The 22,446-nt window shown below is 45.2% G+C and carries 21 protein-coding genes; 10 read left to right on the forward strand and 11 right to left on the reverse strand.

Translation table 11 applies throughout. The features are described 5' to 3' along the window. The first annotated feature begins 162 nt into the window (after nt 1-162). Together rpmB and rpmG are read left to right on the forward strand one after the other, a co-directional pair. Nucleotides 163-399, forward strand: a complete 237-nt coding sequence (gene rpmB, locus ACTXGE_RS07965; protein WP_317199079.1) for a 50S ribosomal protein L28 — start codon at nt 163-165, stop codon at nt 397-399. A gap of 53 nt (nt 400-452) precedes the next feature. After that, nucleotides 453-608: a 50S ribosomal protein L33 gene (gene rpmG / locus ACTXGE_RS07970; RefSeq protein ID WP_010201403.1), complete on the forward strand. Its 156-nt coding sequence runs from the start codon at nt 453-455 to the stop codon at nt 606-608. A gap of 96 nt (nt 609-704) precedes the next feature. Here rpmG and ACTXGE_RS07975 read toward each other — a convergent pair whose 3' ends face one another. The 10 genes from ACTXGE_RS07975 to ispH form a co-directional block, all read right to left on the reverse strand. Then, nucleotides 705-1,016 (reverse strand): hypothetical protein, encoded by a 312-nt coding sequence (locus ACTXGE_RS07975; RefSeq protein ID WP_317199080.1) that lies wholly within the window; start codon nt 1,014-1,016, stop codon nt 705-707. A 144-nt stretch (nt 1,017-1,160) separates the two neighbouring features. Next, nucleotides 1,161-1,472, reverse strand: coding sequence for a hypothetical protein (locus ACTXGE_RS07980; RefSeq protein ID WP_443542901.1), 312 nt, complete (start codon nt 1,470-1,472; stop codon nt 1,161-1,163). Nucleotides 1,473-1,570: 98 nt separating this feature from the next. Then, nucleotides 1,571-1,987, reverse strand: a complete 417-nt coding sequence (locus ACTXGE_RS07985; protein WP_443542903.1) for a hypothetical protein — start codon at nt 1,985-1,987, stop codon at nt 1,571-1,573. A gap of 73 nt (nt 1,988-2,060) precedes the next feature. Then, a complete protein-coding gene (gene rpe, locus ACTXGE_RS07990) occupies nt 2,061-2,747 on the reverse strand; it encodes a ribulose-phosphate 3-epimerase (protein ID WP_443542905.1) in 687 nt (228 codons plus the stop codon). Between the two features lie 50 nt (nt 2,748-2,797). Continuing rightward, a complete protein-coding gene (locus ACTXGE_RS07995) occupies nt 2,798-3,028 on the reverse strand; it encodes a TIGR03643 family protein (RefSeq protein WP_317199273.1) in 231 nt (76 codons plus the stop codon). Between the two features lie 456 nt (nt 3,029-3,484). Beyond that, complete coding sequence (gene fghA, locus ACTXGE_RS08000) at nt 3,485-4,375, reverse strand: S-formylglutathione hydrolase (protein WP_443542906.1); 891 nt, start codon at nt 4,373-4,375, stop codon at nt 3,485-3,487. Between the two features lie 48 nt (nt 4,376-4,423). Beyond that, entirely contained in the window at nt 4,424-5,875 is a 1,452-nt protein-coding gene (locus tag ACTXGE_RS08005; protein WP_443542907.1) for a C13 family peptidase, read from the reverse strand. A gap of 237 nt (nt 5,876-6,112) precedes the next feature. After that, nucleotides 6,113-8,095, reverse strand: a complete 1,983-nt coding sequence (gene htpG, locus ACTXGE_RS08010) for a molecular chaperone HtpG (protein ID WP_443542909.1) — start codon at nt 8,093-8,095, stop codon at nt 6,113-6,115. A 289-nt stretch (nt 8,096-8,384) separates the two neighbouring features. Then, nucleotides 8,385-9,200, reverse strand: coding sequence for a thioesterase family protein (locus tag ACTXGE_RS08015; RefSeq protein WP_317199087.1), 816 nt, complete (start codon nt 9,198-9,200; stop codon nt 8,385-8,387). A 307-nt stretch (nt 9,201-9,507) separates the two neighbouring features. Beyond that, complete coding sequence (ispH, locus tag ACTXGE_RS08020; RefSeq protein WP_317199088.1) at nt 9,508-10,464, reverse strand: 4-hydroxy-3-methylbut-2-enyl diphosphate reductase; 957 nt, start codon at nt 10,462-10,464, stop codon at nt 9,508-9,510. A 278-nt stretch (nt 10,465-10,742) separates the two neighbouring features. Between ispH and gmk the strand changes: the two genes are divergently transcribed. The 8 genes from gmk to ACTXGE_RS08060 all read left to right on the forward strand — a co-directional run bounded on the left by gmk (nt 10,743) and on the right by ACTXGE_RS08060 (nt 21,211). Next, a complete protein-coding gene (gene gmk / locus ACTXGE_RS08025) occupies nt 10,743-11,369 on the forward strand; it encodes a guanylate kinase (RefSeq protein ID WP_317199089.1) in 627 nt (208 codons plus the stop codon). A gap of 193 nt (nt 11,370-11,562) precedes the next feature. Then, on the forward strand, nt 11,563-11,823 hold the full coding sequence (gene rpoZ / locus ACTXGE_RS08030) for a DNA-directed RNA polymerase subunit omega (protein WP_435949524.1): 261 nt from the start codon (nt 11,563-11,565) through the stop codon (nt 11,821-11,823). A gap of 353 nt (nt 11,824-12,176) precedes the next feature. After that, the gene (locus tag ACTXGE_RS08035) at nt 12,177-14,360 is read left to right on the forward strand and encodes a RelA/SpoT family protein (RefSeq protein WP_317199091.1); all 2,184 of its coding nucleotides are present in this window, start codon (nt 12,177-12,179) and stop codon (nt 14,358-14,360) included. A 36-nt stretch (nt 14,361-14,396) separates the two neighbouring features. Next, a complete protein-coding gene (locus ACTXGE_RS08040; RefSeq protein WP_443542911.1) occupies nt 14,397-14,777 on the forward strand; it encodes a RidA family protein in 381 nt (126 codons plus the stop codon). Nucleotides 14,778-14,891: 114 nt separating this feature from the next. Continuing rightward, nucleotides 14,892-17,138 (forward strand): primosomal protein N', encoded by a 2,247-nt coding sequence (locus ACTXGE_RS08045; protein ID WP_443542913.1) that lies wholly within the window; start codon nt 14,892-14,894, stop codon nt 17,136-17,138. 98 nt (nt 17,139-17,236) lie between these two features. Next, nucleotides 17,237-18,406, forward strand: coding sequence for a cation diffusion facilitator family transporter (locus ACTXGE_RS08050; protein WP_443542915.1), 1,170 nt, complete (start codon nt 17,237-17,239; stop codon nt 18,404-18,406). Nucleotides 18,407-18,539: 133 nt separating this feature from the next. Continuing rightward, nucleotides 18,540-19,244 carry a hypothetical protein gene (locus tag ACTXGE_RS08055; protein ID WP_443542916.1) on the forward strand — a complete coding sequence of 235 codons (705 nt, stop codon included), beginning with the start codon at nt 18,540-18,542 and terminating at the stop codon, nt 19,242-19,244. Between the two features lie 50 nt (nt 19,245-19,294). Next, a complete protein-coding gene (locus tag ACTXGE_RS08060) occupies nt 19,295-21,211 on the forward strand; it encodes a monovalent cation:proton antiporter-2 (CPA2) family protein (RefSeq protein ID WP_443542918.1) in 1,917 nt (638 codons plus the stop codon). Between the two features lie 47 nt (nt 21,212-21,258). On the opposite strand, the gene ACTXGE_RS08065 is transcribed toward ACTXGE_RS08060, so the two are convergent. Next, complete coding sequence (locus ACTXGE_RS08065) at nt 21,259-22,188, reverse strand: pilin (protein WP_443542919.1); 930 nt, start codon at nt 22,186-22,188, stop codon at nt 21,259-21,261. Nucleotides 22,189-22,446: the final 258 nt, after the last annotated feature.

Raw genomic sequence — 22,446 nt, forward strand, 5'->3', positions numbered from 1 at the left:
TGATCGCTCTGTCATTTGCCTTTAGATGATGGAGATGTCAGCTCAACCTTCATATAGATTCGTTTGGTGCAAAACGACGATTGCTGTGTCCATGCCGCAAAAACGTCAATATGTCCAGACTGGTATGGGTAGCCCTCATACCTCACAGATTAGGAGTTCCCCATGGCTAGAGTTTGCCAAGTGACCGGAAAGCGCCCTATGGTGGGTAATAATGTTTCGCATGCAAACAACAAGACCCGTCGCCGCTTTTTACCAAACCTTCATAACCATCGTTTTTGGGTAGAATCTGAAAACCGTTTTGTTCGTCTACGTATCTCAACTAAGGGTATGCGTACTATCGACAAACTAGGTATTGATAAAGTATTAGCAGATATGCGCGCACAAGGCCAAAAAGTTTAAGTTTGACTTAAACTTGGGCTAAGTGCTCTGCCACCATTTAAAGGATCGTTGTCATGAGAGATAAAATCAAGTTGGTATCAACTGCTGGTACTGGGTATTACTACACCACTACCAAGAACAAGCGTACTATGCCTGGCAAAATGGAGATCAAAAAGTTTGATCCTAAAGTTCGCCAGCATGTTATTTTTAAAGAAGCAAAAATTAAGTAAGCTTTGTTTCTTTAAAACAAAAAAGGGTTTATCAGTAGATAAACCCTTTTTTTTACTTAACTTTTACTCAATAATGTTATTTAGCTATAGTATCATTTAGCTATAGTGCTTTGGCTCTTTATCGTACACATGCGCATGCCACTGGCTCATCTGCTTTTGCATGATGACTTGAATAGCGGCGTGTATCATGTGTTGACCGATTGCTTGAGTATCGCTACCTAGTAATTCTTTAAGCTTTTCTGAGAAGTCTATAGTCATCAGCGGCGCGCCCTCTTTTTCAGTATCGCGCAATAATAGTTTGCCATTATCGCCCTCCACCAACTCCAAGGTCGTCTCTTTAGCAAATCCGTTGAAATGATCGCTACTGTCATGATCCACTTCTATCTCATTATCACTATCATATGGCATTAATTAGTATCCTTATTATTCCCTGTAAAGTAGCCTCAATGTAACTGCTAACAACGCTAGGGAAAATCTATTATAGTCATACAATGGACGCTTTGACGCGTAATTTCAAGAGGTGTGACACAAGTCTTGTAAACGAGAAAGGTTTTAGCGCCAGTAACGTAATTTGGCTAAAGTAAATAAGAATGCCACAAACATCCCTAGATAATAGGCAAGCTTAAGCTCAAAAGTCGGATCACGAAGTTTAAAAGGAAGAACCAGAGTTGCTGTCGCGGTAGGCAGTATGATGAGCATTAAAAGCCAGCTCTCAAATACACCAAGCCAGCTTTGCAAGCCCTCACCATGACTCAGTGCTGACAGCCCTAATAATAAACAGGCAATGATCAAAGCGATGAACAGACCGTTGGGTAAGTCTTTTGGAAAAATAACATCGGTGATTTTAGTGCGTTGCTTTTGCATGCAAGTGTCCAGTTATGATGAGACTCACAACTTATTGAATAAAATAGAAATAGGAAGTATAAAGCTAGATAAAACTACATTATTAACGGTAAGCTTTATTAGCTGTAAGTACCCATCAGCCATAGCATAGAGACACAAGCCGTCAGCCAGCCAAGGCTCAGCGCGTTTCTCGTCTCAATATTCATGCCTTTGACCTTGTTCATCACGCGCGAACCGAGCCAAAATAATAAAGGAATGCCAAGTACAAAAGCAGGTACGACAATAGCAGCATGACGGAGTACGCTGCTAGGATTATCACCAATCATCAGGCGAAAGCCATAACCTGCCAAGCTCAGTACCAGGGCAAAGACTGCCAGACCAATAGTGATACCCTTAGGAACTAGGCTTCTAGATTCAAGACTTTTAGCAGATTGATTAGGCTCATAAGTATGCACGCTTTGCGATAAGGTTAAGTCATCACTTGGCGTTTGGGAGCTACTAGTTTGAGAGCTACTAACGGTATTTTGCGTATCCATATATCACCTCTTGCCATAATAGTTATGCTACTACAAATAGCATCTTACTTATTGTACCACCTATCGCTTTGCTCTATTTTTGTACTAACGCCAGCTCTTCACGCATAGCGCTAATAGCCGCAGCGTAGTCCGCTTGATTAAAAATCGCCGAGCCTGCGACAAACATATCAGCGCCCGCCTCAGCGATAGCACGGATATTATTTGCCTTGATACCGCCATCTACCTCTAATCTGATATCTCGACCACTAGCGTCAATACGCTGGCGCACTTCGCGGACTTTATCTAAGGTGCTGTCAATAAATGACTGACCGCCAAACCCTGGATTGACACTCATAAGTAGTATCTGATCGACTTTATCCATCACATAATCTAGATAATGTAGCGGCGTTGCAGGATTAAACACCAGACCACATTTAGCGCCGCCATCTTTGATCAATTGCAATGAGCGATCGATATGAGCACTGGCTTCTGGATGAAAGGTAATAATGCTCGCATCCGCCTGCAAAAACTGCTCAATCATACCGTCAACAGGCGATACCATTAGATGTACATCAATGGGCGCATCAATACCATAGTCTCGTAGCGCCTTACATATCATGCTACCAAAGGTCAGATTGGGGACATAATGGTTATCCATGACATCAAAATGAATGACATCCGCATCTGCATTCATTACATTCTCGACCTCCTCGCCCAAGCGCGCAAAATCAGCGGATAAGATTGAAGGAGCGATTAGGTACGGCTTAGCAGGACAGATCATAATAGATTACCTTTTGAGCATAATTTGATAAGATTTTTGGTTATTAATGACTATCGGGGTTTGTACTGAGTTTTGCAATAGGCACGGCCGATTTCAAAGCCGCGCTTGGCCTGATGCTTGGTATCACGCCCAGTGACGCGCTGACGCCACAAACGAAACGAGGACGGTTTAAGCTCTTTTCGCATCAAAGTAATCACATCAGCTTCACTAAGACCAAAACTATGCTCTATCGCTGAAAATGGCGTTCTATCTTCCCATGCCATCTCAATCAAGCGTGACATTTGCACTGCATCTAACGCTTTGCTACCTGACGCGTCTATCTCATTTAATAACAAATCAGATTGACTCTCTAGCGCCGCCTCATTTTGTTTTTGCTCGATTGCCTTATCCATATCTGCTTGCATAATCGCTAGCGATGAGTTGCCATCATCTATTTGAGTATCTGCTGATAATGATGAATGTTCTACCATAAAGATTACCTTTTTAAGCATCATAGTAAGTATGATTTTCAGTAGCAATCATAACGCGAATGACAAAAATCTGCCGACTTATCTAGCGACAGTGCAGTCATAAAAACACCCTTTAAATCTAAAAATAGGGTGATTTATCAATTAGATAGCCAGTTATAATAAAACACAAAGTTAGAATCAAGCGTCGCTGCAGTTATAAGACAATTTTGCCTAAGATATTGGTAAATACTTAGATGCTTAGATGCTTAGAGTCGCAGTTAGCAAAATTTAGGCAAGCTGCGCCATACGCCAATGATGCCAAATATGATCATTAATCACCGTTTGAATAAAGTAATAACTGTGATCATGACCCGCTTGATAGCGCAGGGTTAATGGCTGCTCAGCTTTTTTGCAAGCTTGCTGTAATTTTTCTGTTTGCAATTGATTTTGAGCTAAAAAATCGTCAGCTGCACCTTGATCAACTAAAATGCTGGCATACTGCTTGCCAACTTCGCTAATCGTATGCGCCGCGTCCGCTTGCTTCCAAAGCGCTTTATCATCGCCAAAGTATTCGGTATAAGCTGCCTGTCCCCAATCAGACTCACTAGCTGCGCAAACTGGCGATAATGCTGAGACACTGACAAACTTACCTGGAAACTTGAAACCAAGCAATAACGCGCCATGCCCGCCCATAGAGTGACCTGTAATACCGATACTGCTAATAGCAAACTCGCTACGCAGTAGATCGTATAGCTCATCGACAATGTAGCTTTGCATATTGAAGTTCTCCGACCAAGGCGCTGTTGTCGCATCGACATAGTAGCTCGCCCCCTGCCCCACAAAATAACGCTCATCGTTTGGCACCTCAACCTCATCGCTGCTACGAGGTGAGGTGTCAGGTGCGATAAATATCATGCCAAGCTCGCTACATTTTTGTTGAAAGTGGGCTTTGTGCGTGACGTTATCAGCATTACAAGTGAGTCCTGATAAATACAAAATTGCAGGGCAGCGTTGTCCTGCCAAGGCCTCATCTGGCAAATAAATACTAAAGGTCATTGGCGTCTTAGTTACCACAGACTCATGACGATAATAGTGCTGCTCGCCATCAAAACAGCGGTTCACACTGACTTGCGTCATCTGCGAGTTACTCGCCAATTTTTGTGCATAAGAATTATTCATAATAAGTATCCTTTTATTGTAGTTAGAAAAAGACTTGTTTATATGGTTTTATTTAACTATGGGCACTGTTTTAGACATACTATTTTCGATATCATCAGCACCGCTATTGTTATTATTGCTAAGCGCTGGACGCTGGTTGAACAAGGCTTGTTCAAACGCTGGCAAGGCAGTTTCCATCAAGCTACCGATCGCCATTTGCGGCTCTGAGGGCTCAAAACCCATAAAACTCTCACGCTCTTGTATGCGCAGGCTGGCGTCTTTAAATGCAGTTGCAAAGCTGGTGTTTTCTCGTAGACTCTCGGCGAAGAACGCTTGGCCAAAATAAGTCATCTCAGCGCTATTAGTACAGCCAAAGGACATCTTGTCCGTCGCTGATGCGGTAATCACTACCGTTGTCGGCGAAGCTAAATCATCGATAAAAGAGCCTGAATAACAGGCCGATATAATGATGACTCGCCAGCGAATACCTGCGCTATCTAGCGCCTCACGTAGCCATACAGCCTCCAAGCTGTCCATCTCAACAGGTGCGTTCTCAAGCTGAAGAATATCTTCGTTGCCATGAGAGGACAAGGTTAAGAGTAGCACATCTTCATCCGAGTTCATTTTTTGACCGATGGTTTTAAGGCTTTGTAATATACTAGTTTTAGTCGCGACAGGCTCATCCAGCCAGCTATAGGTATTGTTGATCAAGGATAATGAGCGCCCGCTAGTACCAAAGCGTACATCAAATAGCTCGCGCGCATGATTGATCTCAGAGCGAAACACATCTTGCCCCGCAAAACCTGCCACCCCCATAAAGTACCAGTCTGTCTGACCCAAGACGCTAGGGTCAAGGCTATCTAAGGCTTGCTGTAATAGACGCGGCTGCTCGTATAAAGCCGCCTCATTCAACACTGGCTGCATAAGGGTTTGCTTAAAAATAGGCTGATCTGCCACATTGTTTTGCCAAATCGTCAATAGTGCGACAGCGCCGATTAGTACAATAATACGCTCCCACCATGGCGCGCGCAGACGACGAGAGAATATCCAAAGCAGGGCTATGGTCTGCCACAAAAATAATAATAGAAACAGTATCGGTAGTAATGAGTAGCTCCATTCAGGCAGCCAGCCTTGATGACCAAAGAACTGTACTAAGCTTTGTAGTAGCGCTGATAAAGTATCGGCGACGAGCCACAGCACTACAGGGACAAATAATAGTCCTTGATTACCCAAGCGCCGCGCTAAGATAATGCCACCCAGCAAGATAATCACTGGCCAAATTAAATAGCTGACAAGCCCTTGCTCATTGAATACGCTACCGCTCTCGGCTGCTAGCCAAGAGAATAGTACGTTGCTACTAAGAGCAAGTGCTGCAAATAAAGCAAACTGAAAAAAAGTAGGCTTAACCCAAGAGAACGCCCGCGTTGAACCAACGAGCATCCATAAGGCTGCAATGATATTGGCCGCAAAATTAAGAGAGAAGCGTTGAAGCGAAGTGGTTTTTAGCGATGAGAGTGACAAAGATGGTGACCTCTATCGAGTAGATAATTGAACAATCATCAAAGCGATGGCTTTTTATAAGCGTCTAAATGGTTTGAAAAATCAGACTTTTGATGAATGAGTCTAACGCGATTGTAACGGATTGTCAGTGAAGACAATACTAGGATTTGTAAATACTTATAAAAACAGCGTTAAACACATATAAAAAGAGACCTTATATAAAGGTCTCTTTTTAACGAGTGATTGAAACAGTAGATTCTAGCGCATCAACAGCTCGTTGACGCGTTTGAGATACGCGGCAGGATCATCAAGCTGCCCACCATCGGCAAGTAGCGCTTGATCAAAAATGACTTGCGCAAGCTTATCAAAATCACCATCAGCCTGCTCGCTGGCCTCTAGCTTTTTGATCAGCGGATGATCAGGATTGACCTCCAAGATAGGCTGCGTCTCTGGCACTTCTTGACCCATTTGCTGCAGCATCTGAATCATCTGTGGTGACAGCTCGCCCTCTGCAGTAACCAGTATCGCAGGGCTATCAACTAAGCGATTAGAGACTCGTACGTCTTTGGCACGTGCGCCTAGAGACGATTTAAGCTTATCAACCACAGGCTTCATAGACTCTTGCGCCTTTTCAGCCTCCGCCTTTTCTTCTTCGTCTTGCAAATCGCCTAAATCTACTGCGCCCTTGGCAATGTTTTGTAGCGGTGTGTCGTCAAATGACGTCAAAAAGTTCATCGCCCACTCATCAACGCGGCTGGTCATCAAGATAACTTCGATGCCCTTTTTCTTAAATAACTCAAGCTGCGGGCTGTTCTTTGCAGCGGCTAAGTTATCAGCCGTTAGATAGTAGATGGCTTTTTGACCCTCAATCATGCGAGCTTTATAGTCCTCAAAGCTGGTCGCAACTTTATCATCAGTGCTAGTGGCATAACGCAAAAGCTTGGCAATACGTTCTTGATTGCCCATGTCCTCGCCCAGACCTTCTTTGATGACATCGCCAAACTCGCTATAGAACTGTGCAAACTTATCTTGCTTGTCACTATCTTCACTATTAGCAAGGCTTGCCAGCATGGTCAAGATGCGGCGCGCATTACCATCACGGATAGATTTGACATCGCGCGACTCTTGCAATAACTCGCGGCTGACGTTAAGTGGTAAGTCGGCAGAATCGATAACGCCTTTGACAAAGCGCAAGTACATTGGCAAAAGCTGTTCCGCGTCATCCATGATGAACACGCGTTTGACATATAGCTTAAGCCCGTGCTGCTGCTCGCGAGTATACAGATCCATCGGTGCTTTTTTGGGTACATATAACAGCTGAGTGTACTGTACGCGTCCCTCGACACGGTTATGCGTCCATGTGAGCGGGTCATCCATGTCATAGCTGATGTTTTTATAAAAATCAACGTACTCATCATCTTCAATCTCGGATGCTGAGCGCGTCCAAAGTGCACTGGCTTTATTAATGGTTTCCCACTCGTCAGTCAGTACCATTTGTCCACTAGCTGGCGTGTCGTCGCCTTCCTCAACCTCATCTTCTTGCCAGACTTCTTTACGCATCTGAATGGGCAGACTGATATGGTCTGAGTATTTATTGACCAGACGCTTGATCTTGGCGCGATCTAAATAATTATCGTCGCCATCGGTGTATTCTTCTTTTAGGTGTAAAGTGATACTCGTGCCGCGCGTATCCTTGGTAATAGGCTCAACGGTGAAGCTACCCGTGCCGTCTGATACCCAGCGTACGCCTTTATCCGCAGGCTCGCCCGCTTTACGCGATTCGACACTGATTGTGTCAGCGACGATAAAACCTGAGTAAAAGCCAACACCGAACTGACCGATCAATTGACCATCTTGCTTTTGTGATTCAGATAATTTGTCCAAAAATGCCTTGGTACCTGATTTGGCAATCGTACCCAAATTGTCAATGGCATCAGCTTCGTTCATACCGATACCGTTATCGATAAAGGTAATGGTTTTGGCTTCCTCATCAACGGCGATACGTATTTTGAGCTCACCGTCATCTTCGTACAGGCTGTCATCGTTAGTGGCTTCAAAACGCAATTTATCACAGGCGTCTGATGCGTTTGATACCAGCTCACGGACAAAAATATCAGCGTTTGAGTACAAGGAGTGCGTCACTAGATGTAGCAATTGCGCCACTTCCGCTTCAAACGTATGTTTTTTTAATTCTGGATTATTCTCATCAACTATTGGATTGTCGTTTTTTGATTCACTCATAAAAAACTCCTTTAATGTATGTCAAAACTTATTATTAAACAGCAGTCACTAAACCAAAATCGCTCAAATAAGCATAAGAGCGATTTGGTTTTAAATAGCGCTAGGCTGCTTATACTAATAGGGGCGCAGGTAAATTTTTCAAGCGTAAATAATAGATAGCGTCGAAACAAAAACACCGCCTAAGTTTTTTAAGCGGTATCATTTAATAAAGTAATGTATTGTGGCAATTTACCAATGGCAATTTTTCATAGGTACTGAGTCAATAGGCACTGGGTCAATAGGCACTGAGTTAATGCGGCATCGGACGTATCGTCAAGATCTGCTCGCTGCGACCAAAGGGTCCCTGCACATCATGAAGCACCGCACTGGTCACGCCAATACCATCTTCGCCGTACTGCTGCACCGCCTCGATTCCGAGCCAAGCCCCTTTTGGCTCTCGGTGCATGTGAATTTGCAGGTCAGTATTGGGGAACATCCATTCAAGCTTTGAGAGCCCAAGACCAAGCCTTGGCACCACGCCATTCGCCGTATCTACCATACCCAATAGATGCACCACATCACTTGTCGGTGTCCCCTCTACCATCTCTAAATCATTGGTGATCCAGACCATACCCCGACCTGCGCGGCGATTAGCATCAGAGACCAAGCTTACGGTTTTGATAAAACCGCCCGGCCAGCCTTTCATGCCATCCCAGCTCTGCAAATCTTCAGGCTGGTGTTTGGCTGGCGCGTCCTCTAACCCTGCAATGACGCTAGTGTCTTGCGTCATGAGTCGCCAAGCGCGGGCAATGATACAATCGCGACCACGGCTACTCATGACCGCCTCGACAAGCTCAATGGTTCTACCTGGACGAATACAGCGCGTAGTAATCGTAAAGTCGTCGAGCGGTATTAGCCCCAAAATATCTAAGCTAATACGCGCAACACGCATGTTGTCTTGCAGATTAAAGCCAATGAGCTCAGAGGTCAGCAGGCCTGTCGCTGGTGCCATATGCTGCTCATGCTCATTCCAAGCGCCTTGTGCATGTTTGGTGGGGCGATACTGCGCCACCGTGCTACCGTCTTTTTGCTGCTGACGGCCGATAAATTCATAATATGCGGCCATAATTAACCTTCATTTAATTGAGTGAGATCTTGTTGTCTCATTTTTAAAATTCTGCGAGCTTTGATAATAAAGAAAAGTAAAACCACCATAAGCAACGTTAGCGCGGCATAAAAAAGACTTTTTTCTCTGATAAAGTGGATCATATTGATACTTAGTACAAAGATAACCATAACAATTACAAATAGGTTTATCTTCAACTGTTTAGCAATCTGAGCACTATCAGCAGTAGCTAAGTCAAACTTTGTCCTATGTTTTTTCATGACGTCTTCTCTTACCCTTATTTCTCTTACTCTTGTTGCTCTAAGCGTTATCTACCTACTTGTGTGACTGGAATACGCAAGGCTTTTGGCAAGCTAAAAGTCACGTTTTCTTCGATACCTGCCAGCTCATTGGGTAGCTCCCCGCCCCAATCTTGCAATTGCTGCAATACTTCTTGAATGAGCACTTCAGGGGCAGAAGCGCCAGCAGTGACGCCTGCACTAGTGACGCCATCGAACCAGCGCTTATCCATCTCTTGCGCATTATCGATGAGATAAGCTTTGCAGTTCATGCGCTCAGCCAGCTCACGTAGGCGGTTGGAGTTGGAGGAATTGGGCGAGCCGACGACTAACACTACCTCACAGCGCGTTGCTAAATCTTTTACCGCGTCTTGACGGTTTTGAGTGGCATAGCAGATATCATCTTTACGCGGGCCTTGAATACTTGGGAATTTATGGCGCAGGGCATCGATAACGCGCGCGGTATCATCCATAGATAGCGTCGTTTGTGTAACAAAAGCGAGACGCTCAGCATCTTGTACCGTAAGTGCTTCGACGTCTTTTTCGTCTTCAACCAGATGAATCTCGCCGCCGTGTTTACGGTTGAAGCGCCCCATCGTACCTTCAACCTCAGGGTGACCGGCGTGACCGATTAAGATCGCATCCATACCATCTTGAGCGAATTTTGCCACTTCGATATGCACTTTGGTAACCAGTGGACAAGTGGCGTCAAACACCGTTAAGTCGCGGCGCTCAGCTTCATCCTCGACCGCTTTTGAGACGCCATGCGCCGAAAAGATAACGATCGCTCCATCTGGTACTTCGTGCAGCTCTTCGACGAATACCGCACCGCGATTGGCAAGATCTGAGACCACAAACTTGTTATGCACCACTTCATGGCGCACATAAATAGGCGGCTCAAAACGCATCAAAGCTTCGTTAACGATCGCAATCGCGCGATCCACACCAGCACAGAACCCACGAGGATTGGCAAGATAAATTTGCATAAGGTGACCTATCATTAGATAATTTACAGTCAAAGCTTAAATAGATAGCTTAAAACAAATGCCCTACTTTAGCATATTTTGCTTTTGCTGCGTTTTAACTTTTATGACCTCTAAAGAGGCTGAATACTTTTAGGTAAATACACAGACTCATAAAATCATTTTTAGTCGTCAAAAGCGGTTTATAATAAGGCGCTATTATTAGGGCATGTTTGATAATTCAACTACATTTTTATGATTTTGGCTAAATACTCATTACAACATTGACTTGGACACATGGTATGACAGGTTCCTTATTTATTATTACAGCCGCCTCAGGTACGGGCAAGACATCCCTTGTCAAGCAGCTGCTGGCAACCACCAATGATTTGACGGTTAGCGTCTCACATACCACTCGTGCGCCGCGTCCGGGCGAGATTGACGGTCATCACTATCACTTTACGAGTGTTGATAGTTTTGTCAGCGCTATTAATGACAATCAGTTTTTGGAGCATGCTGAAGTATTTGGCAACTATTATGGTACCTCAGAGTCGAGCGTACGCGCGCAGCTCGAGGCAGGCGTCGATGTGATTTTGGAGATCGACTGGCAAGGCGCTTTGCAAGTTAAAAAGATATTTACCGAGGCGACGATGGTATTTATCTTGCCGCCTAGTATCGCCACTTTGCGTCAGCGCTTATCCACTCGCGGTCAAGATAGCTTGGAGGTGATAGAAAAACGGCTCGCTGGCGCCGTGACTGAAATGGCGCAATATGTGAATTTTGACTTTGTCATTATTAATGATAATTTTGAGGTGGCATTGACAGAACTCAAAGCCATTATCGTCGCTGATAGACAAACGCTAAAACGCCAACAACAGCGCTATCATAGAACGATCAGTACTTTGCTTGCCAATGGCACTGACGACTGATACTGATACTGATACTGATACTTACATTTATACTTGTACCGAACACTTAACAACTAAACGGTATTGATAGAAAAACTCATGACGCCTGCGCACGAAAATGTTATGATAGTGGGTTATTAATTCTTATATATTTATTTTGTCGACCTTCTTTATCACAAGAGATGCGTTGAAAAGACAACTGAGGTAGCGAGCTATGGCACGAGTGACGATTGAAGATTGTTTGGATAATGTGGATAATCGCTTTGAGCTGGTTTTGGTTGCCAGCAAACGCGCCCGTCAATTGGCTAAAGGCATCGCCGAGCCTTTGGTTGAGGTCGATAACGACAAGCCAACCGTTTTGGCATTACGTGAAATTGCTGCGGGCAAAATCACCCGCGACATTCTCAATCAGCCTGAACATAATTTTGCAACTAGCTCTCTTGATTTAGCCCTATCAGGTGATCATGGTTTTTAAGCTTTATACCGCTTAGTATAAATCAAAGCCACCGTTTATACGGTGGCTTTTGTTATTTGCAGCATTCAAAATATATTTAGTCACGTAGCTAATTTGGTGTAGGAATAACAGCTGTTGATACCCATATAAGTACTATTAATACCCATATAAGCGCCGTTAATAAGTGCTATTTACTCCGTAGCAAGACGAATAGTTCAGTTTTTATGAATCCTAATCGCTTAACAGTTGACATCAAGTGCATTTTACGATTAATTAGAGGGTGGTTGCCGCGTTTGGTCGTGGTTGTCACTCTCCATTTATCTTGACCATAGTGAAATCGATGAGTCGTCATTATTTATTAGGATAATCCTTCTATGAGTCAAACCTTACCTAAACTTAGTCATCACTTGGTTGACGATGCCCAATATAACTTGCTGCGCTCAGTGGGTTATTTAAGTAGCGACGAGCGCCGCGATATCGTTGATGCTTGCGCATTTGGTGATATTGCTCATATCAAAGACAAGCGCAAATCAGGCGAACCTTATATCACTCATCCTATTGCTGTCGCTGAAATACTCGCAGGCTTTCGCTTAGATCGAGATACAATCATTGCCGCCATCTTGCATGATACGGTCGAGGATACTGAGGTTAGCGGCGAGCAGATTGAGGCGCGTTACGGTAAAGCAGTCGCAAGACTGGTTGATGGCGTCACCAAGCTCAAATCCTCAAACCATAATAAACAGCAAAATAAAGCGGCGACTTTTCACAAGATTTTGACCGCGACCCTCGCTGATCCCCGCGTATTGATTATTAAACTGTCCGATCGCTTACATAATATGTCGACGCTTGATGCCGTCAGTCCCAAAAAACAGCGCGATACCGCACAAGAAACCCTTGATTTTTATGTGCCGTTTGCCCGTCTTATGGGGCTTAACGATATTGCCGATTATATTGAGGTACTTTGTTATCGCAACCTTGATTTTGAGATGTACAACAAGTTATCTGATAAGTTGTTGCAACATGGTCTGGGGCGTAATTTTCAAAGAGAAGCCATTCACCGTTATTTGAGCATAGTGCTCAACAATTTAGATCTAAATGGCCATGTTAAAGTGCTGGATAATCGCGTCGTTATCTATCGGCAGTTTTTTCGTAACCGCGGCGAGATCAATTCGCTACTACGCCACTATGCCTTTGAGATTGTGCTAGATACTATCGAAGCTTGCGACAAACTTGCCTACTATCTAATCAAAAAATATCAGATCGAAGACGCTAATATTCAAGACAACATTCGCAGACCTTTGCCTGGTGGCAATCAGTCTTTGACCTTGATTTATGAGCGTGATAACGACATTATCAAAGCCACTATTTTGACCAAAAAGATGCAAAGTGCTGCCAGACTTGGCGTTATCGGTGCCGAGCATGCCTCAGACGTCAGCCAATCGGTCATTCAAGCGTCACTGCGTAACATGAAAGATTTGGTTGATGAAGATACTTTAGATGAAAACAGTACGGACTTTAGCGCTGCGGTATCAGCTATCAATGAGCTTATGGATTATCTGCACTCAAGCAAGATTCTTTGCTATAGCCCGCAGGGACGAGCGTATGAGCTACCACAAGGGGCTACAGCGCTTGACTTTGCTTATGCAGTTGGGCCCTTTGTAGGTAACGTCGCTGTTGGCGCCAATATCGATGGCAAACATGCCAAGCTCGGTACTGTGGTCAAAAACGGTCAATCGGTTGAGATTGAAACAGAAAAGCTTTCAGAGCCAAAGGCTGAATGGCTCGGATTTGTGGTCACCAACAAGGCTCGAGAGGAAATTCTACGTTGGTTTAAGGATCTATCTGTCGATGATAAGCAGCGTCACGGCAAACAAGCACTCGATCGCGCGCTTAAAACGTACCAAAAAAGTCTCGATGACATTCACGATTGCGAGTGGGACAATCTGCTTGAGTGGCGCGGCCTAAGTAGTAAAGAGGCCCTGTATGAACAGATAAGCTCAGGGACGCTACTGCCGCAGCTGGTCGTCTCGCGCCTGTTCAACGATGAGGTCAGCTTACAAACACAACAAAATAATCGCGAGATGGCGCAGCCGCAGCAATTAGTTGCCAATGCCGCAGGCGTCGAGTTTGACTTTGCCAACTGCTGCCATCCTATCTATGGTGACCCTATCGTCGGTCATCTATCGCGTCATGGTTTGGTTGTACATCGGCACAAATGCTTTTCGTTAGATGACATCCGCAAGGATAACCCTTACCAGGTGATTCAATTGCAGTGGCGAGATGATACGGCAGTCAGACAAAACGAATCAAATGAGTACGATAGCAAGATACGCTTCCCCGCTTATCTAAAAGTCTCTATCGTTCTAACTGATGAGCAAATTAGTGAAGTGATTTATCATCTGCGCCAGTTGAATATCGGCGTGGAAACCATAGATGTGCGTAGCGTAGATACTATCGTGCATATTATTGTACGTAGCCGTAACCATCTAGCCAAAGGTATCCGCGAACTACGTTCAGTGTTGGGCTTTCCTAACATCATGCGCTTGTATCAGTTATAATAGGGCGTGTTAAAAAACCAACCAAAAGGAATAAAAATGAGTCGTCACACTATTCAAACAGATAAGGCCCCAGCAGCCGTTGGTACTTACTCGCAAGCTATCAAAGCTGGTCACATGGTTTATGTTTCAGGGCAGCTGGGCTTAGATCCGCAAACGATGGAATTAAAAGAAGGTTTTGAGGCGCAGGCTAAGCAAGTTTTTGTAAACTTAAAAGCCATATGTGAAGCCGCTGGCGGCACTATTAATGATGTGATCAAATTCAACGTATCTTTGACTGATTTGAATGACTTTGCGGCTCTAAATGAAGTCTTTATCGCCAACTTATCAGAGCCTTATCCTGCACGTGCTGCGGTACAAGTCGCGGCGCTCCCTAAAGGCGGCGTGGTTGAGATCGAAGCCATTATGTATCTTGAGTAAAATAGTCAATAACCAATGATTGAATAAACAAGCCCAAATTATCCCATTTGGGCTTGTTTGCTTTAAACTTACTAACTCTACATTTACACTGCTAAAAGGTTGCGAGCGTCCTCTATGTTGGTACAAGTTGCCCTACCGGTTCCGCTATATCGCGTGTTTGATTACAGTGTACCAAGTGACACCCCGCAGCCTGTGATCGGTAGCCGTGTTGAGGTCTCCTTTGGTCGTCAAACCCTTATCGGTATTGTCGTCGCTTATACCTCACAAACTGCGAGTGACGTGCCTATTAGCAAGCTAAAACCTATCAATAAGTGTCTTGATAATGCGCCTATTTTGGGTACTACTATGCTTACATTGGCGCAGTGGCTTGCCCGCTATTACCATTATCCTTTAGGTGATGTGCTCTCTGTCATGCTACCGACCTTAGTGCGTCAGGGTAAACCTTTAGATTTGCTCATTACCCATTGGCGTATCTTGCCGCATGTCACGGATGATGACTTTCGCGCAAATGCGCTCAAGCAAAAACAGCAATTTAATATGCTCAAACTTCACGGCAGCCGCGGCGCAAGCGAAGACGTCTTATTGCTAGAAGGAATGCAGCGACCTTTTTTAAAAACGCTTGAGGATAAAGGTCTCATTGAGCGCTATATCGAACCCAAAGCGCTGCCCAAACCAGTCAGCTTAGCCAAGATGCCGCTTGATCTTAATGACGAGCAAAAGATTGCGGTTGAGGCGATTATCAGCGCGTATACGGCGCAGGAGTACACAGGATTTTTGCTTAACGGTATCACTGGTAGTGGCAAAACTGAGGTGTACTTGCAAGCTATGCAAGTCGTCCTTGAGGCTGGCATGCAAGTATTGATTTTGGTGCCGGAGATTGGACTTACGCCGCAGACGCGCGCACGCTTTGCCAGTCGTTTTGCTGCACAAATTGTCCTGCTACATTCTGGCATGACCAATACGTATCGCATGCAAGGCTGGCAAGATTGCCGTACGGGGCATGCGCAAATTATCATCGGAACGCGCTCAGCGGTGCTCTACCCTTTTGCCAATTTAGGTCTTATCATCGTAGATGAGGCACACGATAACTCCTATAAACAGCAAGATACTCTGCGTTATCATGCAAGTGATGTCGCCTTATACCGTGGTTATCAGCATAAGATTCCTGTGGTGCTTGGTACTGCCACCCCGACCCTTGAGCATTTAAAATTAGTCGACGATGGCAAATTGATAGAGTATCAACTCCGCACACGTCCAGGACTTGCCAAGCCCGCCACTATGCAGCTGATTGATGCGCGCTTGCAACCTACCCATCAGCAAACGCAAGATGACGGCGAGCGTTTTGATACGGGGCTTACCGATGCACTTATCAGTGCGATCAAGCAAACACTTGAGGCGGGCGATCAGGTGCTCATATTTTTGAATCGCCGCGGTTATGCGCCTGTGCTCTTGTGTGAGGCTTGCGGCTGGCAAGCGGACTGTCCGCGCTGTGACGCACACCTAACCGTTCATTATAATAGACACAGCTCTTATCTAAAGTGTCATCACTGCGACTGGCAAGCGTATATTCCAACGACGTGCCCTGATTGCGCCAGCCTCAATCTAGACGCCAAAGGTATGGGCACTACCCGTCTAAGCGACAATCTCCATGCGATTTTTGCCAATCCACAAACCAGCAAAGATATCTACCCTATTATCCAAATTGATCGTGATACCACGCGTCGCAAGGACAGCTGGGAGAAGATATATCAGCGCATTAATGAAGGCAAGCCTGCCATTTTGGTCGGTACGCAAATGGTCGCCAAAGGGCATCATTTTCCTAACGTCACTTTAGTGTGCTTGCCTAATGCTGATCGCGGTTTTTTGTCGGCTGACTTTCGCTCACCTGAGCATACCGCGCAGCTGATGATTCAGGTTGCAGGTCGCGCAGGTCGCGGGGACAAACCTGGACGGGTGCTCATTCAAACCCTGCAGCCTGACAATGCGCTGCTGTTAAAATTGGTCAAAGACGGCTATTTATCTTTTGCGCGTACGCTATTACAAGAGCGCAAAATGATGGGCTTACCGCCCTTTAGCCATGCAGCGCTCGTCCGCTGCGAAGGCAAAACCTTGGCGGCGACCACGCAAGCCCTGAATGATGCCGTTGCTAACTTGCCAAAACCGCATCATTTAGCCGTGCTCGGTCCTATCGATGCGCCTATGAGTAAAAAAAACAGCCGCTATCACTCGCAATTGTTGTTACTTGCCAAAGATCGCCAGCAGTTGCACCGCGTACTACAAGTATGGTGGCAACTTGTACTCGCTATGCCAAGCGCTAAGTATCTCAAGCTAACTTTAGATATCGACCCTGTGGGCTGGTAGTTTTGAGGGTTTACCTTATTTATAAGCGGTATGAATATGTTAAATTTAGAATAGTGTTATCCTTATTAACATTAATATAATCAACTTTGAGTATGGTTATGAATCAAAACAATCCTAATACTGATACTAACGCTAATACTGAACACGCCGATCACAGTGCACATGATGAGCACGATGGGCATAGCGATCATAATCATCAAAAAATCTATACCATCGATACCCAAGACAGTCACGATCATGACGAGCATCTAGAGCAGACTACGCCGCCGCGCGATACTAAAGGCTATCAACGTACTTTGCTCATTAGCTTCTTGATTATCACAGGCTACATGTTCATTGAAGCTATTGGCGGCTGGTTGACAGGCAGCTTAGCGCTTCTATCAGATGCAGGACATATGCTAAGTGATGCCATCGCTCTTGGTGCAACTTTGCTGGCTTTTAAGATTGGCGAGAAGACCGCGACCCATCAAAAAACCTTTGGCTATAAGCGTTTTGAGATCTTAGTCGCTATGGTCAATGGTGCCACTCTGGTCATTATTGCAGTGATGATTTTTTATGAAGCGGTCAAGCGCTTTAACACCCCAATTGAAATCGCCAGCCAAGGCATGCTGATTATTGCCACAATCGGGATGCTAATCAATATTTTGGTAGCGTGGTTGATGCATAGGGGTAGTAGCGGCTCAGACGATCACAACCACGGCGCAAGCGATAGTCAACCCTCTAACGCCAAAGAACCCGTCAATCTCAATATGCAAAGTGCGTATTTGCATGTCTTAAGCGATCTTTTAGGCTCAGTCGCTGCTATTATTGCTGCGCTACTGATGATAGGTTTTGGCTGGATATGGGCAGATGCGGTCGCCTCCGTCATCGTCGCAGTACTGATTTTAGTCAGTGGTTATCGCGTAGTGCGCGACTCTGTGCATATCTTGATGGAGGGTACACCTAGTAACATATCACTGGTCAATGTTGAGCAGCAGCTAGTAGCTCATCCGCAAGTACAAAAGGTACATGATCTGCATGTTTGGAGCATTACCAGTGGTCTCAATGCGCTATCTTGTCACGTGGTTGTCGACGGTGATATGAGCATCTCAGAGTCTAATCTACTCATTGTAGCGCTTGAGCAAAGGCTATTAGATTTAGGTATTCATCACGTGACCGTTCAAGTGGAGAGCTCATCGCATCCGCAAACAAGCACTCATACTGATGCCCTAGTGTGCGATATCTCAGAGCGCCCTGTTGATGTCAGTCATGCCGGGCATAATCATTGATGCTATATCCTTTGATTAATTTGGATAAAATCCACGCAGCATTAGGCGTCTGTGCTAGCATTATTTATTAGATAAATATTTATCAGACCACTTTTAGAGCTTTATATCTCATTCCAAACGGACCATTAAGACCATGTCTAGACGCTCAGCGCCCTTTGTCGCTCCCGACTACATTGACGACCCTGTCTCAAAGGACGGCAAAAAACAGTCTAAGGCTCTGCTATCCACACTGCAAGAGGACATCTCAAGCTTTCGTAATGAGCAGTTCCCGCCTTACATTTTGCGCCAAGTGCGTGACATGCCGATATTTGAAGGCAACCTAGCAGAAGTTCAAGCTTATCAGCAGCGTTGGCAACCCCTTATCGAGCGTGCCATGGCGTTTTATCCCGCCGCTTACCTGCCACCCGATCATCTGCCTCTGCCCGCAAGCCTTGAGATTCCACAATTTATCTATCATGTGCAGCGTTTGCATTTGACCAAAACGCGCGCCAAGGAATCCAAAAGCTTTGGCTCAGTCGGCGCTTTAATAGATAAGTGCGGCGAGTATAGCGCTGATGAATTGACACGTATGAGCGCAATTCTAGACGGTGACGATGAGGCCCGGTTAGTAGCGCATCGTGAGTTCATTGATTTGCGGGCTTATGTGTTTTGCCGCGATCAAAAGGGAGAGATGATGGAGCCTGAGCGCATACGATTTTATCGCACCGGTCTCATTGTTCACGCACTACCAGATTTTAAGATCGTTGATAGCAGACAGACCCCGCGCAAACGTCGCAACGATGCTTATAACGATCCTATTGCAGACAATGGTATTTGGAAAATTTACCGCAAAAAATAATAATCTACACTTATTGATATCATTACTTATATTCAAACAAAGGAACACCTATGTTCGCAGCCGCCGCGGGCTCACCGAATTTAATGTTACAAGCCACGATCTTTTTGGGTGCAGCCCTACTTTTTGTTCCCCTTGCCAAACGCCTTGGTATCGCTACCGTTTTAGGGTATCTGATTACTGGTTTGATCCTAGGCCCTAGTGTGCTGGACGTGGCAGGAGATGCTGAGAGTCTATTGCACTTCTCAGAGTTCGGTGTAGTCATGCTGCTGTTTATCATCGGTCTTGAGCTTCAGCCCTCGCGTTTGTGGGCACTGCGGCGCTCTATATTTGTATTGGGCGGTTTGCAAGTGGGTTTGACAGGCATAATACTGATGGCGATTATGTATCAGTTTTTCTCCTTAAAACTAGATACTGCCTTTATCGTCGGGTTTGGTTTAGCGCTCTCCTCTACCGCTTTTGTATTGCAGATACTCAACGAAAAAGAGCAGCTCTCAAGCACTCATGGGCGCGAAGCCTTTACTATTTTACTCTTTCAAGATATCGCTGTTATCCCGCTACTTGCGGTTATTCCCTTCTTATCAGGAGTGCGAGAGCAGAGCTATGATCTGATTTATTTTGGTAAAGTATTTGCCGTGTTCGCAGGTCTCATCCTTGCCAGCCGCTATGTTATTAGACCGTTTTTTAAGTTCGTCGCTTCAAGTGGTGCCTCAGAGCTTTTGACCGCTGTCGCCTTGTTTATTGTTATGGGCGTCTCTATTTTGATGGGTCAAATCGGTCTATCTATGGCATTAGGGGCGTTTTTGACAGGTGTCTTGCTCGCAGATTCTGAGTATCGTCACGAGCTTGAGGCCAGTATCGAGCCGTTCAAAGGCTTGCTGCTTGGCTTGTTCTTTATGTCAGTCGGTATGCTGACTGATGTAAAATTCATTATTGCCCATCCTATATTTATTATCAGCTGCGCAGTTGCACTGATGCTGATTAAGTTTACGGTCATCGCAGGTATCGCCAAAGCTTTTGGCAATCGCTGGCCGACTAGCATTCGTTTAGGGGTGACGCTCGCGCAGGGTGGTGAATTTGCCTTTGTCCTCTTTAACGTTGCCTCAACTCAAAATGTCCTAAGACCTGAGCTTGAAAACACTTTAAACCTTATAGTGACCATTTCTATGGCGCTCACGCCACTGGCGTTCTTACTGCTAGAAAAAGTCGGCGAGCCACTATTTGCTAAGAGTAAACCCAGCCGTGATTACGATACCATTCCAGATCACGAACATCCTGTCATTATCGCAGGCTTTGGGCGCGTCGGTCAGATCATAGGACGGGTACTGCGCATGCACAATATCGAATTTACCGCTATTGAACGCTCTGCCAATCGCGTAGATTTTGTCCGTAAATTTGGTAATCAAGTCTATTATGGCGACCCCAAAAACCCTGAGATTTTGCGAGCAGCAGGCATCGATAAGGCGCGTATCTTTATCATCGCTGTTGATGACTTGGAGCGTTCTATCACCACGGCTGAGTATCTGCATCACAACTATCCTGATCTTGTGGTTCTCGCTCGCGCCCGCGATCGCCAGCACTATTATCGCCTACGTGAAGTGGGCGTCCGTCATATTTGGCGTGAGACGTATCTGTCCTCACTTGATATGTCACGCGAGTCGCTACAATTACTTGGCATTACGCCCGAAAAGGCCCGCGAGACTATCCAAACATTCCGTGACTATGACGATGATTTGATTGAGCGTCAGCAAGCTATTTATGACGATGAAGCCAGTATGATAGCCTCAGCGAAGTCCGCTATGGCCGAGCTTGAGAGCTTGTTTGATGAAGATATCGGTCGCTCGCGCAAGATGGATTTGGGTGAGTTTGAAGAAGCCCTTAGAAGCCAAGCGACGCCTGTTGATGAAGACGATAGCGACAATACAGGTAACAACAATGAAGGCAATATTGTCATTCATCCTAATAAATAGTATCGTTATTTATCTTACAATAACTCTCAGTATCGAGATTTTGAAAGCTAGTTTGGAGAACAATTTACAGGCGCTAAGTCCTCATTTAGTGACGTGGTGCACTGCCAATTATCGCTCCCACTCTCATGATAAAACACTAGGGTATGGTCATTTAAATAGCGCAGTGGGAACCGTACATTTTGGATAGTAGCAATAATCGCGCAGTCCGTATTCGCAGCTCCTCCAGCCTCGGTCGCGATCTGTAGTTGTACTTGCGGCTCATCGATAGCCAGCGGTAGCTTGGTTGGACATTGCCCAGTTTGCGCATACAAAAGCGCCACTTTGTTTTGCGTGGTTTTGGCAATATCATAAGTATTAAACAGTACTTCGTTCTCCTGAGGTTTTGCAATAATAGGCAAAAACTGTACTTTGATGACCGTAAGCGCAAACACAAACAGTCCAAAACCTAGCAGTAAACCAAACAAGCTGACCCCGCCCTCACGTTTTAAGTGCGCCTTTTGCGCGGCCTCATCACGAGGATAAGCATCTAGCGCGTCTGCGATCTCACGCCTAGCCATACGGTAGTAATAAGCGTCCGTCCAGCGCCCCACCATAAAAGACCAAAACAGCCAAATAATGGCAGCAATACCTATACGAGTTACCATTTGATAAGCATCTGGCACAAAGGACATCGCCATAAACTCAAAAGTGACCAGTACAATCGCAATGTTTAGCTGAATAAAGGACCAGCCAGCTACGCTATAGACGATAGCGTCCATATAGCGCTTTCGATACAGCAGCCAAGGAAAAGTGATAAAAAACGCCGCCCAGTGCCATTTAGGCGAGAGATACCCTTGTTTATCAAACTGCTCAAAACGCTGTAGATAATATTTTTGTGTACGCTGACCGATAAACCACTGATCCAGCTGCCGACGGCGCGCTGGGGTTATCTTTTCTTGATAAAACGGTGGCGGTGAATCTGTTTCGATAAACAGCATAAGGATAGACTCTATTTAGGAGTTAAGAGCAGATGAGACCTATATAGTCGATCCACTATAAAATAGATACAGTGTTACTGAGATGAATTTTGCGCAGCGTTGAGAGATAGCAGCACACAAAAAAAACTTATATCAGCAGCACGCTGTAATAGCAGTAGTCTTTTTATTTGAGATAAACGGTATGAGGTCACCATTATTATAAGCCTGTATTCACAGCAAAAGTGCACTGATAACCAATTCTTATCAAACTCGCTCTAG

The sequence above is a fragment of the Psychrobacter sp. T6-4 genome, from assembly GCF_052258425.1.
In the GTDB taxonomy this organism is placed as follows: Bacteria; Pseudomonadota; Gammaproteobacteria; order Pseudomonadales; family Moraxellaceae; genus Psychrobacter.